The organism is Meiothermus sp. CFH 77666 (assembly GCF_017497985.1).
In the GTDB taxonomy this organism is placed as follows: domain Bacteria; phylum Deinococcota; class Deinococci; order Deinococcales; family Thermaceae; genus Meiothermus.
This window is the reverse complement of the sequence record NZ_JAGDFV010000018.1, coordinates 1-16310: the sequence shown is the minus strand read 5'-3', so window position 1 is coordinate 16310 and position 16310 is coordinate 1. Positions and strand designations below refer to the sequence as shown.

Annotated in this window: 13 protein-coding genes; 9 read left to right on the top strand and 4 right to left on the bottom strand. The window is 60.0% G+C overall.

All coding sequences use genetic code 11. From position 1 onward, the window contains the following. Positions 1-104 precede the first annotated feature (104 nt). Both J3L12_RS10260 and J3L12_RS10255 read right to left on the bottom strand, forming a co-directional pair. A complete protein-coding gene (locus tag J3L12_RS10260; RefSeq protein WP_208014965.1) occupies positions 105-2468 on the bottom strand; it encodes a TRAP transporter fused permease subunit in 2364 nt (787 codons plus the stop codon). 599 nt (positions 2469-3067) lie between these two features. After that, the gene (locus J3L12_RS10255; RefSeq protein WP_208014964.1) at positions 3068-4069 is read right to left on the bottom strand and encodes a TAXI family TRAP transporter solute-binding subunit; all 1002 of its coding nucleotides are present in this window, start codon (positions 4067-4069) and stop codon (positions 3068-3070) included. A gap of 413 nt (positions 4070-4482) precedes the next feature. Here J3L12_RS10255 and J3L12_RS10250 point away from each other — a divergent pair, with 413 nt between their 5' ends. From J3L12_RS10250 to J3L12_RS10235, 4 genes are all read left to right on the top strand, one after another. After that, the gene (locus tag J3L12_RS10250; RefSeq protein WP_208014963.1) at positions 4483-5730 is read left to right on the top strand and encodes an MFS transporter; all 1248 of its coding nucleotides are present in this window, start codon (positions 4483-4485) and stop codon (positions 5728-5730) included. 24 nt (positions 5731-5754) lie between these two features. Next, a complete protein-coding gene (locus J3L12_RS10245) occupies positions 5755-6606 on the top strand; it encodes an aminoglycoside phosphotransferase family protein (protein WP_347708880.1) in 852 nt (283 codons plus the stop codon). Positions 6607-6736: 130 nt separating this feature from the next. Further along, positions 6737-7363: a uracil phosphoribosyltransferase gene (upp, locus tag J3L12_RS10240; protein WP_208014961.1), complete on the top strand. Its 627-nt coding sequence runs from the start codon at positions 6737-6739 to the stop codon at positions 7361-7363. 221 nt (positions 7364-7584) lie between these two features. Further along, entirely contained in the window at positions 7585-8694 is a 1110-nt protein-coding gene (locus tag J3L12_RS10235; protein WP_208014960.1) for an MraY family glycosyltransferase, read from the top strand. A 392-nt stretch (positions 8695-9086) separates the two neighbouring features. On the opposite strand, the gene J3L12_RS10230 is transcribed toward J3L12_RS10235, so the two are convergent. Next, complete coding sequence (locus tag J3L12_RS10230) at positions 9087-9866, bottom strand: ABC-2 family transporter protein (protein WP_208014959.1); 780 nt, start codon at positions 9864-9866, stop codon at positions 9087-9089. Between the two features lie 143 nt (positions 9867-10009). Continuing rightward, positions 10010-10720, bottom strand: coding sequence for a S24 family peptidase (locus tag J3L12_RS10225; protein ID WP_208014958.1), 711 nt, complete (start codon positions 10718-10720; stop codon positions 10010-10012). A gap of 155 nt (positions 10721-10875) precedes the next feature. Here J3L12_RS10225 and J3L12_RS10220 point away from each other — a divergent pair, with 155 nt between their 5' ends. The 5 genes from J3L12_RS10220 (at position 10876) to J3L12_RS10200 (ending at position 16166) form a co-directional block, all read left to right on the top strand. Continuing rightward, positions 10876-11286 (top strand): hypothetical protein, encoded by a 411-nt coding sequence (locus J3L12_RS10220; RefSeq protein ID WP_208014957.1) that lies wholly within the window; start codon positions 10876-10878, stop codon positions 11284-11286. Between the two features lie 21 nt (positions 11287-11307). After that, entirely contained in the window at positions 11308-12126 is an 819-nt protein-coding gene (locus tag J3L12_RS10215; RefSeq protein WP_208014956.1) for a 1,4-dihydroxy-6-naphthoate synthase, read from the top strand. A 163-nt stretch (positions 12127-12289) separates the two neighbouring features. Further along, positions 12290-12931 carry a Crp/Fnr family transcriptional regulator gene (locus tag J3L12_RS10210; protein ID WP_208014955.1) on the top strand — a complete coding sequence of 214 codons (642 nt, stop codon included), beginning with the start codon at positions 12290-12292 and terminating at the stop codon, positions 12929-12931. A gap of 355 nt (positions 12932-13286) precedes the next feature. Then, positions 13287-14786, top strand: coding sequence for a bacillithiol biosynthesis cysteine-adding enzyme BshC (bshC, locus tag J3L12_RS10205; RefSeq protein ID WP_208014954.1), 1500 nt, complete (start codon positions 13287-13289; stop codon positions 14784-14786). A gap of 171 nt (positions 14787-14957) precedes the next feature. Beyond that, positions 14958-16166, top strand: a complete 1209-nt coding sequence (locus tag J3L12_RS10200; RefSeq protein WP_208014953.1) for a SpoIID/LytB domain-containing protein — start codon at positions 14958-14960, stop codon at positions 16164-16166. The last annotated feature ends 144 nt before the right edge of the window (positions 16167-16310 follow it).

Below are 16310 nucleotides of genomic sequence, written 5' to 3'. Positions count from 1 at the left end.
GCCGCCCACCCAGGCGGCCAGTGTTCTGTCCAGGACAAGGGGTTCTTAATCGCGAATGGCTCGATTTTTGTGCAGAGTGCTCTAAAAGCTTGCCTCACCCAACGCTAGTCCGCCGCCTGGGGCTGGGGTGTTTTGGTGCTTTCTCCGCGCAGGAAGAAGAGCAGTCCCAGCACGAAGGGAATGAAGGGCATCCAGAGGTTGGGATAGGGGTAGAACAGAGCGATTGCCAGCAAACCCATCACCCAGCTTTCCCAGCGTTGCAGGGGCCGACGGGTGTACCCCACCGTGGCGGCGGCCAGGAAGACGATGGCTGTACCCGTGAAGAAGAAGCGCTCGAGGATGATGAACCAGCCCTCAATGCCCGGCACGTTCTGCACAATCGGCAGAATCAGCAGGCCGGTTCCGGTAAAGGAGAGCAGGAAGAAGAAGCCGATAATGTACTTGGCCAGCGCCACCCGCGCCGCATAAACCCCCGTAAGAATGGGGTTGGTTTTGAACACCGAGGCCGCTGCGTAGCCCGAGAGCGCCACCGGCGGGGTCACGTCGGCCAGCACCGCGTAGTAGAAGAGGAACATGTGGGTAGCCAGGGTTGCAGCCAGCACCGCCTGCTGGGGCTCGAGGCCATACCCCTGGAAGTTGGCTGCTGCAATCTTGATAATCGCTGGAGCCGTCAGCGAGGCGGTCAGCACATAGGTCGCCGTCGGCGGCACCCCCATGCCCAGAATCAGGCTGAAGACAGCCGTGACCAGGGTCGCAAGCAACAGGCTTTCTCCGGAAACCTGCCCGAGGAATATCGAGAACTTGGAAGGCAGGCCGGTAATCACCATCATGCCGAAAATCAGGTTTGCCGCCACAATTGCTGAACCAATGGGAATCAGTTGACGGAATCCCTCGGCCAGGCCCAGCGCAATCGGTTCAATGGTCCCGCGCACCTTGCCGCTGGCCAGGGTCGGGTAAACAAAGGTGCCCAGCAAAAGCCCCAGCACCGCTAGCGTCACGGGCAAAACCGGTATTTTACCCAGATCCCAGCCTGCCAGCACCGGCAGAAAAGCGCCCCCCAGGGCCAGCCCGATGCCTAGGGGCAGCCCCACCTTGTAGGCCGGACTCCGCATGGCCTCGGCCAGGGGTGCAGGTCTTAGCGTGGGGTCAAGGTAGCAGATCAGAATAAAGGCTAGGGAAGCTAGGTACACAGCCGTCGAAACCTCGGTGCCCAAAAAGAGCATCACCACAATCAGGACAATAGGGATAAAGATAGTGCTGTAGCGAAGGGCATACCGATATCCCAGTTCGATATCCGCACCGACTGGTGGCAACTTGGCCTTACGCGCATAGAATTCGTTGAAAGTAAGGATACTCGCCAGGTACAAAAGCATGGGCCCAATCGCCATGATGATCACCCACAAATAGCTAATCTGCAAAATTTCCACCATCACGAAGGCAATTGAGCCCAGCACCGGGGGGGTAATGAGCGCAATGGTACCAGCCGTGGCGACCAGCCCCGCAGCGATCATCTTGTCGTAGTTGGCTTTTTCGTAGAGCGGCTTGGTCAGGGTAGCCACAAACTGGGTGTCGGCTGCCCCCGAGCCACTGAACATGCCCATGAAGACCGAAGCAATACCGGTTACCCGGCCAGGGGTTTGCGGGGTGCGACCCACCATTGCCAGAGCAATATTGGCCACTACCCGCCCCAGCCCCAGCGCACCAATCAGCCCTGAGAGGATGGTGAAGTAGACCAGGTACTTGGCCGATACCCCGGTGATGAGGCCATAGATACCGGCCTCGGTTTCGTTGTAGGTCTTGCCCAGGATCAGATCAATGCCGTTTTTCGCCCCACGAAACGTGCCCGGCACATACTGGCCATACATGTTGTAGGCCAGGAAAATGAGTACCAACGAGGGCATGATGGGACCCAGCAAGCGAGAGACCAGTCCCAGCACCAGAATAATGATGGTGAAGGACATGGCCATATCCCAGCCAGCCGGAATGACTGCCCGGTTGACCAGCTCTTCGTAATAGCGCACCTGGTAGGCCCAGGGCGCAATGGCCAGCAGTGCCGCGAGAATATCGGTATAGCGGCGTATCTGCGGCAACAAAACCGGCAGCACCGCCAGTGCCCAGGCTAGGGTTCCCATTAGCTTACCCGCCAGCGGGATGTCCACTCCCGGCACATTGGGCACCCAGAAGGTGTAGAGAAAAGGCAGGGTGAGGGCCGCAAAAACCCATGAACCCACCGTGCGCCTGGCAGCGGGAAGACGAGAGGTAATCAGATACCCTGCTACCAAGAGCAGCAAAACATGAGTAGCCCGGCGTAGCTGTACCTGGTCGAGGATGCTGATATCCAGGCGGCTCAGCGGGGTAAAAGGGTGAACCACCAGATACAAGCTAAAAAGCGCTGCAACTAGCAGAATAACCCAGATGACGCGCCCCATCAGGGTGGTTCTGCCCGTACTATCTTGAGGTATTTCCATGTCACCTCCCAAAAAACTGATTTTGACCGAGATTATATCGCTGCTTCTGTCACTGTTTTTAGAATACACAACGAGTTTATTCGATGTGCTTGTCTATCCAGTTCGAACAAAGCTTGTACAGGAAGCAGTCTCTTGCAAGCAGCTCAGTGTAATGCCGGATTCAGAAGACAGTTTTCAAAACCTGGTGCTCCGGTAACTTTATTTTCTTGTCATTCTGAACGCAGCGAAGCGGAGTGAGGAATCCGTTGTGCCTCAGTCCACTGTATTCACCATTCCTCTGCAGTACGGGATTCCTCGTTGCACCGCATTCGCCTCGGAATGACCATAGGAAGTCAAGGGCAGGAGTTGGGTTTATTCAAGCCATCTCAAATACTTTGTTATCAGACCACTAGAGACTGTCTTTTTGAAACCTGGAACAAACCCTTTCCTGGCAGCCAGCGAAAAAAGCGTCGCTCGCCGGTCGGGTTGGCTCGTCACAGTTCCGCAAGAAACAAGGCGAATCTGGATAAGAAGCTGTAAGGGTTCCGCCATCGGGTTGTGATTTGAGTCAGGGAAAGGCTCCCCCAAAGGTCTTGAGGGAGCCGGTATGGTTTCAAGCCTTATCGGATAGCACCGATCTCGCGCAGATAACGCAAAGCACCTGGATGGAAAGGAATTACCATTTTCTGGTTTACCAGATCAACAGTGTTTTTGATGGTGGTATCGCGAGCGGCAGCAGTGGCAGTGACCAGGGTTTGCAAGTTGCTGAATACAGCCTTCATGATGGCCGCGGCCAGGTCATCGGGCATGGAGGCCGGGCAAAGGAACACATTGCCGGTAAACAGCGCAAACACGTTGTCCTTGGTTCCGTAAGCCGATTTAGGCAGCACCCCCGTAGTAATAATGCCAGGAAACTCCTTCATGAGAAGTTGCGCGGTAGGGCCGGTACGAGGGGAGTCTACCAGCTTAATCTGGTCACCTTTACGGGTCAGGCTCTGGGCCAGCTCCACTACGCTGGCGGTAGGCACCCCACCCACCCAGAAGTAGGCATCAATGGTGCCTTCGGAAAGGGCCTTGGCCGACTCGGCAGCGGGCAGGCGCTCCCGCTTGGCAAACTCACGCACATCCACCCCCGCACCCTTCAACACCAGCAGGGCCAGGTTTTCGGTAGAGGAGCCAGGCTGGCCCGTGGAGACCCGCTTACCCCGCAGATCGCCCACAAACTTGATGCCCGAGCTTTCGGTGGTCACGATGTGGATCAGGCTGGGGTACATGTAGAACATGATGCGCTGCATATCGGCCTTGCGCTGGGCAAAGCGAGGTTCCTCGCCGGTATAGGTGACCAGCGCAGAGTCGGTGGTGGCCAGGGCGCAGTAGTAGGTGCGCGAAGCGGGATCGGTGCGGTCGCGCAGGAGCAGCAGGTTGTCGTAGGAACCACCGGTCTGTTGGGCAGTGGCATCAGCCACACCCGCCTCGCTCAGCAGCTTGGCAATGGCTTGCCCATAGAAGAAAAACACTCCTCCGGTGCTACCGGTGGGAATGACCACCCGGGGCCGCTGCTGGGCCAGGGTAGTCCCCAGCACCAGCACCAGTAAAATTACGAGCAACTTCGAGAGTCTCATCAGTTGAACCTCCTCCGAACCGGACTTAGATTCAAAGTATTGTGAACCATCGCTTTAGCTCGATGGAACCAGGCTAAACTTCCGGCTGTGGACAGTTTACAGATTACCTACAACAAGTCAAGGGGCATACATCAGACATCAGACGAGCGGTACATTTTGTGGTTGCCCTGGATCGCTACCCCAGTTCATTCGGCGCCAGGCTCTTATCATTTGCTCGGGCATCGTTGTTTCAACCCCTCACCCGGCGACAGCGGTTACCGGCAGAATTGTTTCATTTGGCAAAAGGAGCACCTTACCAGCCGGCGCTGTCGCCACCCTCTCCCGCAAGGGGAGAGGGAAAGGGGAAAACGATAAAAGCCTGATTCGGCGCAAACAAACTGACCCGCCGGTCAGTTTAGGGGTATGATGGGTCTGTGCTGGCGCTAGCCTTATTACGCGACCCCAAATATCGAACCTACTGGATTGCCCTGTTTCTTTCGCAACTAGGAACCTGGATGCAAGCCGCAACCCAGGGTTGGCTGGTGCTGGAACTAACCGGCAGCGCGGAGCGGCTGGGCCTGGTGGTCGCCTTGCAGTTTTTGCCCTCACTCCTGTTCTCCATTCCTGCAGGGGTGCTCTCGGATCGCTACAGCCGACGCAACCTGCTCTTCATCACCCAGGGCGGCATGGCGGTGCTGGCTTTTGGCATGTTTGCCCTGATCGTGACCGGGTTGGTGCGCTACGAATACGTCCTGGTGTTCGCTTTCCTGTACGGTCTATTCAACTCATTAGATTTGCCGGTGCGACAAGCGTTTACTGTGGAACTAGCAGGTAAGGAGCGCTATCCGGGCGCAATAGCCCTGAACTCATTTGGCTTCAACACCTCGAGGCTCGTGGGGCCCGCTCTGGCCGGGCTGCTCATTGCGGGTTTTGGCCTCTCCTGGAGTTATCTGGCCAACGCACTTTCCTTTATTCCGCTGATTGGGGTCTTGTTCATCACACCGGACAGCAAGATAAAACCACAGCACAGCGGGGTTGTGGAGGATGCCCTCGAGGGCTTGCGCTTTGTCTGGGGGCATGCGCTGGTGCGGCAGGTGGTGATCTTGGTGGGGCTGACCAGTTTGCTGGGCATGAACTTTCAGACCATCGTGCCTTCCTATGCGAGGCTCGAGCTCGGCCTCGACGCGCAGGGGTTCGGCTTCTTGATGTCGGCGGTGGGGCTCGGCTCCATCGTGGCCGCCCTGGTGCAGGCCATCGCTTCCAGGGCCCGTCCCATACGGGCTGTGTTGGGCAGCATGATTCTGGGATTATCTCTCATGACCCTGGCCCTGCCCCTCCCCACCCTTTGGGTCGCGGTGGCGCTGGGCGTCGGCGGGCTGGGCATGATCACCACCATGCTCAACTCCAACACCACCGTCCAGCTCATTGCACCCGACCGCATCCGGGGCCGGGTGATGTCGGTGTACTCAATGGTCTTGCTGGGCTCCGGGCCGCTGGGGGCCTATCTTTCAGGCTTTCTGATCGATGCCCTGGGGGCCCGCTGGGGCGTGGCCGTGATGGGTCTGCTCACCCTGACGGCTGCCCTGGTCATGATCCGCTTTCCTTGGCCCAGAGTGCTGGCTCCTGCGCCAGCCCCTAAAGTGGAGCCGCCCGTGCCCACCCCCCAGGTGGCCTCGGACTGACCCGGCCTGGGTATGCTGTGCAAGGTGGAGATTCTTCCGGCCCTCGAGGCCCGCTACCAGATGCCCCTCACCCCCCTTGTAGGTGGGGCGGAAGCCCGTACCTTCGCGGGCGATGGCCTGGTGTTCAAGGTCTACCCACCCCAAACCACAGAACCCGGCGGCATCTACGCCGCCCGTCTGGAAGCCCTCAACATGACCAAAGCGGGGCTGGGCGAGTGGGTGGTGGAGGCCTACACGCTCAACCAGCACGGCATTCTGGTCACCAAGCGTTATCCTGGGGCCAACTTCACCCCCGAACGTTTTAGTCAGGCCGCCCTGGAGGAGTTAGCCCGATTCTTTGTGCGCCTGCACTCCATCCAGGAGCCCGGTGTGGTGAGCCGATCCCGCCTGCAAGACCGCCTCAACCAGTTTGGCGGCACCCTGCACGACCTCCCTGAGGCCCAGCAGTTGGTGGGTTGGCTGCGGCAACATATAGAAGAAGTCGCCGGAACCCCTCAGGCTTTCTGCCATCGCGACCCCCACGCCGGTAACATCCTCTTGAAGCACCCTCAAGCCCAGGGCGTGCCCGCAGCCCTGGTGGTGGACTGGGTGCGGGCCCAGCCCGACGACCCCGCCCGCGACCTGGCCATCCTGACCACCGGCACGCTGGTTCTGCTGGGCGAGGACAAAGCCCTGGCCGCCTTGCAAAGCATCGTGCAGGGCTACCCCGAGCCCAAAGCACTCTGGCGCCGCCTGCGCTTCTGGGTACCCCTCACCTACCTGCACGACATGCACTGGTTCCGCACCAAAGAACCCACGGGTTTCGAGGCCGCTGTAGCCGACAAAATGCCCAAGGCTTTGCGTTTCTACCAAAACTATAGCCCGGACTTAGCCTGATAGGAATGCTGAAAGCCTAAGGCCGAAGGCTCAATGCCTCGCCGCCATTGGCTAGCCCATGACCACTCCACAAGCGTGCCTCGGCGGTCATTTGCTCTCCCCTACATTCCGGTGTTACGATTCAGCCAACATGAAGGTGACCGTGGTAGACCACCCCCTGGTTCAGCACAAGCTGGCCATCATTCGGGATAAAAATACCGGCAACAAAGAGTTCCGCGAGCTGATGGAAGAAGTCACCATGCTCATGGCCTACGAGGCCATGCGCGACCTCGAGCTCGACCCCGTCACCATCGAAACCCCCCTCACCACCATGACCGCCCACATGCTCTCGGGCAAGAAACTGGCGGTAGTAGCCATTTTGCGGGCCGGGTTAATTATGGTAGATGGCATCCTCAAGCTGGTGCCCGCTGCCAAAGTGGGGCACATCGGGCTCTACCGCGACCCACAGACCCTCAACCCGGTGGAGTATTACTGCAAACTCCCTGCCGATATTGCCGAGCGCAGGGTCTTCCTCACCGACCCCATGCTGGCCACTGCAGGCAGCGCTGTGCATGCCCTCTCGATCCTGAAAGCCAAAGGCGCTCACCACATCAAACTGATGAGCATCATCGCCGCCCCAGAGGGCATCAGGCGGGTACAGGAGGCACACCCCGATGTAGAAATTGTGGTAGCGGCTGTGGACAGCCATCTCAACAACCACGGCTACATCGTGCCGGGTCTGGGCGATGCAGGCGACAGAATCTATGGAACCAAGTGAGTCGGACGCTTTCTAGCCCCTGTTGCTTAGGCTGAAAGCCTAAAGTTGGCATCTCTGCTGTTTTGGTTTTCGTGATTGGTTAGATGGCTCCTGTCTGCAAAGCGTTTGGCTTTCGGTTTTGCACCAATCCCCCAATCGGTTCAACCGGACTGCCCCCCCACGGTGAAAGCCCGCCTGCACAATTCCTCACCCATTCGCTATAAGCTAGAGCGGTTCAGGGTATGGTTGAGTTTCTCAAATCTATCGGCATCGCCAACCCCACCGGCTCGGGCTGGCTGATTGTGGTCTTCACCTTTCTGGTGGCCTGGACGGTCACCTGGCGTTTTATGCCCAGGGTGCGGCAGTTTGCCCTCAAAGTAGGTTGGGCCGATCAGCCCAACGCCCGCCGCTTGAACAAGGAACCCCTGCCCAATGCTGGAGGGCTGGCTATTTTTGCCGGCGTGGTGGCCGCCCTGGTGGTGGCCACCGCCCTGCGCCCCATTCTGATTCAGGAAGTCCAGGTACAGGTGCTCGCCATTCTGTTGGGGGGAGCCATTCTGGTGCTGGTGGGTTTTGTGGACGACCAGTTTGGCTTACCGCCGCTATTTCGGCTGTTGGTGCAGTTGCTGGCAGCTCTGCTTCTAGTAGCGGTGGATATTCGCTTTCACGCCGCCTTCGGCACCGCTCTGGATCCCTTTTGGGGAACGGTACTGACCATTGCCTGGGTGGTGGGCATTACCAATGCGGTCAACCTGATGGATGGGGTTGATGGCCTGGCCGGGGGTATCGCCTTCATTACGGCCATGAGCCTGCTGGCGGTTTCGGCCCAGAACCCCCAGTGGGTTGCGGCCACCCTGGTGCTGGCCGCGCTTTCGGGGGCTGCGCTCGGCTTTTTGCGGCACAACTTCTTCCCTTCCAAAATCATCATGGGGGATGCCGGCGCCTATTTCTTCGGCTATGTGCTGGCCGCCACCGCTCTGTTGGGCAGCCTCAAGGTCACAACGGTTTTTTCGCTGGTTCCTACCGCTCTGTTCTTGCTGCTGCCCATTCTGGACACTTCGCAGGTGTTTATCCGCCGCCTGCTCAAGCGGCAAAACCCCATGTCTACCCCTGGTAAAGACCACATCCACCACCGGCTCCTGGCCAGGGGCTTCTCCCAGCGCCGTACCACCGTAACCCTATGGATCGTTACGCTGGGCCTGAACCTGGTCGCAATGTGGGTTCAAGGGGTTGGTTTTGCAGTTATTGCGATAACCGCCATCGGTACCGCATCGTTGCTGGGTTTTACCGTCTGGCGCAAGCTGCGGGCGGTGTGGAAAGAGACCGCGCAACAGGCCCAGGGAAGCGTTTAAGTTGCGCCCGTATAAGGTCTAGAGATGAATCCAGGCTGTGCTAGAAAATCATGCTCCGGGCGCAATACCCGACTGATTTTCGGTCATGCAATTATCCAAAACATAGGCGGGAGGCGTTTAGTACACAGTCGTATAAATACCCGTACAAAGTGTCCATTGCGGCACGAACTATGCAGTACGCTCTTGCAAAAGCCTTAGCAGAAACCTTTTCGTTCCTCCCCTACCGTATAGGGGAGGTTAGGTGGGGTTGCTGAGCAGCGCCTTCACACAGCAGGTCGGTTCAGGGCCTCACCCAATACCCTCCCCCACCCTCCCTACAACGTAGGGAGGGGGCTCTATGTCGATCCCTCCCGGAAACCCGGAGGTGTACGGACATCTCTACGACGATGTATTTAGCTCGAGGCCGAAGTATAACTCCGCAGGGCAAAGCGCCAAAAAAACCGGGAAAATAGTAGCAAGAAAAGGGCAATCAGAACTGCCAGGGCCAGGTTGGCCGGGGTCAGGCGACCCAGCGCAGCCTCGGCGGGCACGGTAGTCAGGAAAGCCACCGGCACCACAAAGGTGAAGATGAAGCGGTAGGCCACCGGAAAAGCCTGCATGGGGAAGCGCCCCGCCTCGAGCAAAGCCCGCAGTACCTCGGTGGCGTTGGCCACCTTGACAAACCAGATGCTGCTGGTGCTAATGATGAACCACAGGCTATAAAGCATCACAAACGCCACCGCCAGGAGCCCAAAGCCTACCGCGTAGTCGGCCAGGCCCAGCCCCAGGCGGTGGCCTGCATAGAGCCACAGCAAAAGCCCAATCACCCCATCGCTCAGACCCCAGGGCGAGAGGGTGCGAAAGGAAAGCCAGAACTGGCTGTCCAGCGGCTTGAGGAGCACAAAATCGAGGGTGCCTTTTTGCACCTGCTCCACCACCCGGTTGAGGTTGGGCGAGAGCAGGGTAAAGGCAAAGCCATCCAGCATCAGGAAAGCTGCCAGCACCAGCAAGGCTTCCTCGAACCTCCACCCACCCGGCTGATAGCCCCCCTGGTAGAGTAGCGAGATCCCAAAGAGGCTCCCGGCAGCGCCTCCCAGCGCCGAGAGCGCGGCCACCAGAAAGTTGCCCCGGTACTCGAGCTCCGCCGCCAGGGCCGTCCCCCAAAAGCGGCCCAGCACTCGCAAGTAGCGCACAGATTCAGTGTATCAAGGGACTATACAGGTAACTGGGGTTTTCTGGATTGGCTTTAGTGAGAAGAAATGTCGCAGGTCACAGGTCTCATGTCGCAAGTCCAGATGCTTTCAGCCTTCGGCTTTGGGCTTTTCGCTTCCCCTTCCTATCCCCTAAACGGCCCCCCACGCCACACCACCGGCCCGATGATTTTGACCGGGTCGTCGCGGTGGCGCACCACCGGCGGGACACTACGGCGGGCCGGATAAAACACGATGTGCTCACCTTCTTCCCGGTAGCGCTTGATGAGCAACACCTCACCCAGGCCATCCCAGGCCACCACCACATCCCCGGCCCTGGGCATCCGCCCGGTATCCACCGCCACCCGGTCGCCCGGGGCGATGCTCTGGCCCATGGCCCGCACGCTCTCCGAGACCATGCAATCGCCGTTGACCGCAAAGACCCGCACATTTTCAGGCTGCACCCCCAGCGCCCTCAGGTCTTCCAGTGGAATCGAGACCAGGCCCTCGCTGGTTGGGGTGTTCGGGTGGCCTGCCGAGGCGGTGGCCTGAACGGGAAAGGTGGCAAAGTGTAGCTCCGCCTCGAGCCGGCGGGCCCCCTCCGGCACTTCACTCTCTACAAATGCCAACTGCAAGCCCGTGGCCTGAGAGAACTCCGGCAAACTCCAGCCGAGTACCGAGAGCAACGCCCGCAGTTTGGCCGCCCCCAAGTCCAGGGTGGGGTGAATCAGGCCGCGCTCGAGGCGGCTTACCTCGGTCTGGTTGAGCAATCCCGACGCCTGCGCTACCTGGGTTTGCGACAAGCCCAGACGCAGGCGCTGCTGGCGGATGGCGGTGGCCCAATGGGGGGGAAGCATGGAAATACCTCTAAACCATACTAAGTCATTTTGATTAAGATTCGATCTCTTTAGGCATATTGACTAACCATTATTTTTTGAATAACCTAATACTAGGCTATTTTATGTTATAAACATAACATAAACCCTCCACTCCTCCAAAGTACAGGTGAATCATGGAACTGGCCCAGCCCACCACCGACCTGCTTTCCAAACTCGAGGCCTGGCAACTTCTAGGCATCATCGGCGCGTTCGCTGGGGCGGGCGCACTGCTCAGGTTTCTGGTTGAAAGCGTGCAAAGCAAGTTCTGGAAGCAGGCCCTCCGCATCCTCAGCAGCGCTTTCTGGGGCACCCTGGCGGCCATTCTGGTTTCGGACTGGCTCACCCTCTCGCCCAAAAGCCTCCTGGTGTTGGCTACGCTTTTGGGTTGGGTCGGCTTTGAAGCCACCCTGGGCAATTTGCTCAAAATGGTGGGCAGGAAGACCGATATGAAGCTCGAGGTTCCCAAAGCCCCCCGCAAGAAAACCCGGAACAAAAGCAGCGCTTCCAAAAAGCAGCCCTCCCGGCAGGAACCCCGCTCACTGTGACCCCCTCCCCCAGCCGGTAGCATGAATACCATGCAGCTTGGCTATTCCTTTTGCCCCAACGATACCTTTATTTTTTACGCCCTGGCCCACGGCAAGGTAGCCACCCCCTTCCCCATCACCGAACGCCTGGAAGACGTGGAAACCCTCAACCGCTGGGCCTTGCAGGGCCAGCTACCCCTCACCAAAATCAGCTACGCTGCCTATGGACGGCTGCGCGAGCAGTATGTTGCCCTCCGCGCCGGAGGGGCTATGGGGCGGGGAGTAGGGCCACTCTTGGTAGCCAGAAGTTCCCTTGGAGCGCTCCAGGGCAAAAGAATCGCCATTCCCGGCCAGCACACCACCGCCTTCCTGCTGCTGTCACTGCATAGCCAGGGCTTTGTGCCGGTTGAGATGCGTTACGACCGGATCATGCCTGCCGTGGCAAGGGGCGAGGTGGACGCAGGGCTCATCATCCACGAGTCGCGCTTCACCTATCACCTGTACGGCCTGCAAAAGGTGCTGGATCTGGGTGAGTGGTGGGAAGAAGAAACCGGCCTGCCCCTGCCTTTGGGGGCTATTCTGGCCCGGCGTGACCTGGGCACCGAGACCATTCGGGCTATAGACCAAGCCGTGCGGGCCAGCCTCGAGTATGCCTACGCCCACCCCGAAGAGACCGTGGTCTACATCAAGCAGCACGCCCAGGAGCTACAAGACGAAGTGATCTGGGCGCACATCCATACCTATGTGAACGAGTTCTCGCTGGATGTAGGGCCTGAAGGCGAGGCCGCAGTGGCCGAGCTGTTCCGGCGCGGTGAGGCGGCTGGGTTGCTTCCTGCATCCGCCCAGCCCCACTTTGTTTGAACCCGGTGTAGATGCCAGCCCCCCAAAACGCGCAAACTCTGTCTAGCACGAGATACTATGAACAAGGCGGCCAGCCATCCAGTTCACTTCCAAAGGTATGTTTCTTACAATCTGTATTCCTTGCTAGGAATGCGTCCGTGGTAGAACCGCTAAATTAATCAGTATGACTCCGGAGTTCATCGCTACCCTGCCCCCTGAAGCCAGGATCGAAGCCGAGCGGGTATTCCGTAGCTTCACGGCCCGGCGGAGCAGCCACGTGTGCTACCCCGAGGACGAAGCCAAGACCCTGTATTTCGTCCAGGATGGCTGGGTACGCCTGTTCCAGCTTGGACCCCAGGAGGAAGAAATCACCCTGACCGTGGTGGGGGCCGGGGACATATTTGGCGAAGGCGCTTTGCTGCCCGGCGAGCGCTACGGGGTGTTTGCCGAACCCCTGGTGGACTCTGAGTTGCTCTCGGCCTCGAGGGAAGACCTGCTGCGCCTCACAAGCCGCTTTCCCGAGGTTCAGGCCGCTTTTGTGCAACTGCTCTCGCGCAGGCTGCGGAAGGCCGAGGAGCGCCTGCGAGACCTGCGCTTCAAGGAGGTGTTGCCCCGGCTGGCCAAAGCGCTGCTATCGGCCATGCGCAGGGGCGAGGAGGGGCTCGAGGTCACCCTCTCCCACCAGGACCTGGCCCATCTGGCCGGTTCCACCCGCGAAACCATCACCAAGGTGCTGGGCGAGCTGGCCCTGGACGACACCATCGAACTGGGCTACCGGCGCATCCTGATCCTCAAGCCCGATGCCTTGAGGCAAGTATCGTTGTAGAAGTACAGGGCAGCCAGACGGCAAAATTCCCAGGCTATCGGGTACACCAGTCGTGTAGCCAACTATCAACGAAACACTGGCTGGGAGTGGGGGGTAGACAGTAGATTGCGGGTCTCCTCACCTATCCCCTACCCCCTAATCTCTACATCACTGCTCCCACAGTGTGCATACGATTGATGCAAAGATGGTACTGGTGGCATCCACAGGGTCACGGGGTCTGGGGCAGCCCGTTTGGTTTGAGTGCGGGCCACCGGTTTTTGGCGAAAACCACCTTTGCCGATTCACACTCCATGCGCCACCAAAACCGCCACAAGTTACGCTGTGGCGGACGTCCAGGCGATAGAATCCCCTAGCCATGTCCGACCCCCTGCACTCGTTCTTGCCGTATGGCCTCGAAAGCCTGCCCGCGCTGCTGCGCACCCCAAGGGATGCTCCGCGGGAAGCCCTGAGGGCGGGGCTGGTGGCCTACCTCAAGCGGCTGGGCGCCCCCCAGGCCAGCCTCGAGGCCGCCGAGCGACTGGCCCACCCGAACAGCCGGGTGGTAGTGAGCGGACAGCAAGCCGGGCTGCTGACCGGGCCGGCCTACACCTTTTACAAGGCCCATGCGGCCCTCAAGCTGGCCCAGGAGTATAGTTCGGCGGAGCAGCCGGTAGTGCCAGTCTTCTGGGTGGCCTCACAGGATCACGACACCGACGAAATTCGCAGCGTAGAACTGCTGGACTTCGAAGAACGCGTACACAGCCTGGAGCTCAAGCTCCCCCCCGCTCACCCCGCCGGGCGCATTGCTTTCGCCCCCTATTTTGCCCAGGTCTGCAACCTGCTCCGGCCCTTTGCCAGGTATCCCGAGGTGCGCGAGCGCATCTGCCGGGCCATGCTGGGCGACTGGAGCTACAGCGAGGTTTTTGCCCGGCTGATGCTGGAATTTTTGGGCCCTCATGGGCTGGTGGTGTTTGACCCCATGGCCAAGGAACTGGCCCCCCTGTTCGTGCCGGCGCTGGAGCGGGAAATTGCCGACCCCCTGGCGTCTTCCCAGGCCATCAACCACACCGCCCAGGCCATGAAGAAAGCGGGCCTCGAGCCCGTGCTGGGCCGGGGTGAGGCCGCCACCAATCTGTTTTTGGAAGGCCCGGACGGCATTCGACGCCTGCTACGCTTTCGCGCAGGTCACTTTGAGGATGGCGAGCGCCATTACACCCCTGCCGACCTGCGGGGCCTTCTGGCCCACGACCCCGCCCGCCTTACCCCGGCGGCGGGCCTGAGGCCCGTATTGCAGGACACGGTGCTGCCCACTGCCGGTTTTGTGGTGGGGCCTGGGGAACTCAAATATGTGGCCGAGCTGGGCGGGGTTTATGCTCTGCACGGGCTAAAGCCGCCTGCGGTTATTCGCCGGATGGGGGTTACGCTCCTCGAGCCCCCCATTGAGCGCATCCTGCAAAAATATGGCCTCGAGGCCTGGGCTTTCCAGGCCGACCCCGAGGCTGCCTTCAAGGCCGCCCTGGCCCAGCAAGACGCACGGGTACAGGCCATCCAGGCCCACCTGCGGCGCATAGAGGCCGAGTTCGAGCAGGTACAAGCCCTCCTCACCGACCCCACCCTGACCCGCCCCCGCCACCGCGCCCAGGTACGCGTCCAGCACGAACTAAAACGTCTCGAGCGCAAAATACTGGACAACGCCCTGCACCAGGAAAACACCATCGGCGCCCAGTTTGCCCGCTTGCAGCGCCACCTGGCCCCCAGAGCCCCGCAGGAGCGGGTCTATCCGTTCCTGATGTACCTGCTCAAACACGGCGAGCGGGTGCTGGACAGGCTTTTGGAACTCCCCGCAACGGGCAACCATACGCTCAGCCTGAGTTAGAGCTGATAGCTCAAAGCCGAAAGCCGTTTGAGTTGCAACGTGTGACCTGGAAGCTACGACAAGGTATTAGCCTCTCTGCAATGCCTTAGTAAAGCCCCCGGCGCTTGACCAGCCGTTACCTCAACGCCAGATGAACACGGTGGCCCTCACCCCAAACGTATACTGAGAGACATGCTGCGCGTCTGGATGCTCTTATTCCTGCTCTGGGGAGTCGCCCACGCTCAGCAGGACTTGTTGCTGCGGGTTTTGCTCACCGAAGCCTCGGGGGGCAGCATTCAACTGGGGCCACACCAGCGCAACAGCGCCCTCGGCAGCCAGGATTTTGGCGCGGGCACCCTGCGGGTTGCGGCAGGGCCGGGCGAGGTACTGGTAGACGGCCAGAGCGCCGGGCCGTGGGTGGAGTTTGTCCCGGCAGATGGCTTCAATTTTGCTGGACGCAGCTACCGCGGCAACCTGCTGGCGGTGTGGCAGGCCGGGCGGGTGCTCTTCATCAACCGGGTCTGGCTCGAGGACTACCTATTGGGGGTTGTTCCCGGCGAGGTTCCGGCCTCCTTTCCGGACGCAGTGCTGCAAGCCCAGGCCATTCTGGCCCGCACCTTCGCGCTCTATCGTCTGAACCCCCAGGGTCTTTACGACATCTGTGCTAGCGAACGTTGCCAGGTATACCTGGGTCGCTCGGTAGAAACCCCCCGCCACACCAGCGCGGTCTACGCCACCCGCAGCCTGATCGTCAGTTACAATCAAAAACCCATCACCGCCGTCTACCATTCCGATTCGGGCGGTTACACTGCTGCTTCGGCAGAGGTCTGGGGCAGCAGCGTGCCCTACCTGGTCTCGCGCCCCGACCCCTTCGCTCAGAGTCCAAACGGCGCCTGGAGCCGCACCCTTTCACCCGCAGCCATCGCCCGCAGTCTGGCCAGTCTGGGTATCCAGGTCGGCGCCGTGCAGGCCGTCACACCCCTTTTCGTTAGCGAAAGTGGCCGCCCCTTACGCCTTCGGGTGGTGGGCAGCAGCCGTAGTGTGGAGCTTGACGCTCCCCAGTCCACCCGCCTGTTGCGGGGTCTGGGACTTCCCTCTACCCGGGTGCGCTTCGATGGCTGGCAGGTCTTCGGACAGGGCAACGGCCACGGGGTGGGCATGAGCCAGTGGGGCGCTCGAGGGCTGGCTCTGCAGGGCTGGGACTTCCGGCAGATTCTGGGCTATTACTACCCCGGCACCTTTCTCAGCAGCTTCGAGGTGGTGACCGGTTTGCAAGACAGGCTCTACCGGGCCGGATACCCCTCCTTCCCAGCGCTCACCGGTTGGGGCCTGCATACCTCAACGCAAGTGCAAGCATTGGCAACCCGACTCTTCACAGCCTTTGGGCTGGGTCTGTTCTAGAGTGTGTCTGAATAGCGGCCTCACACGATTTTAGCCAGGCGAGCGAGCATGATGCGGGTCATGCAGGCGTAGATGATGGCCTCGGTAGTGCGGGCAAAGCGTTCGAAATCACGGGTGAGCCGGCGGAAGCCAGTGAGCCAAGCA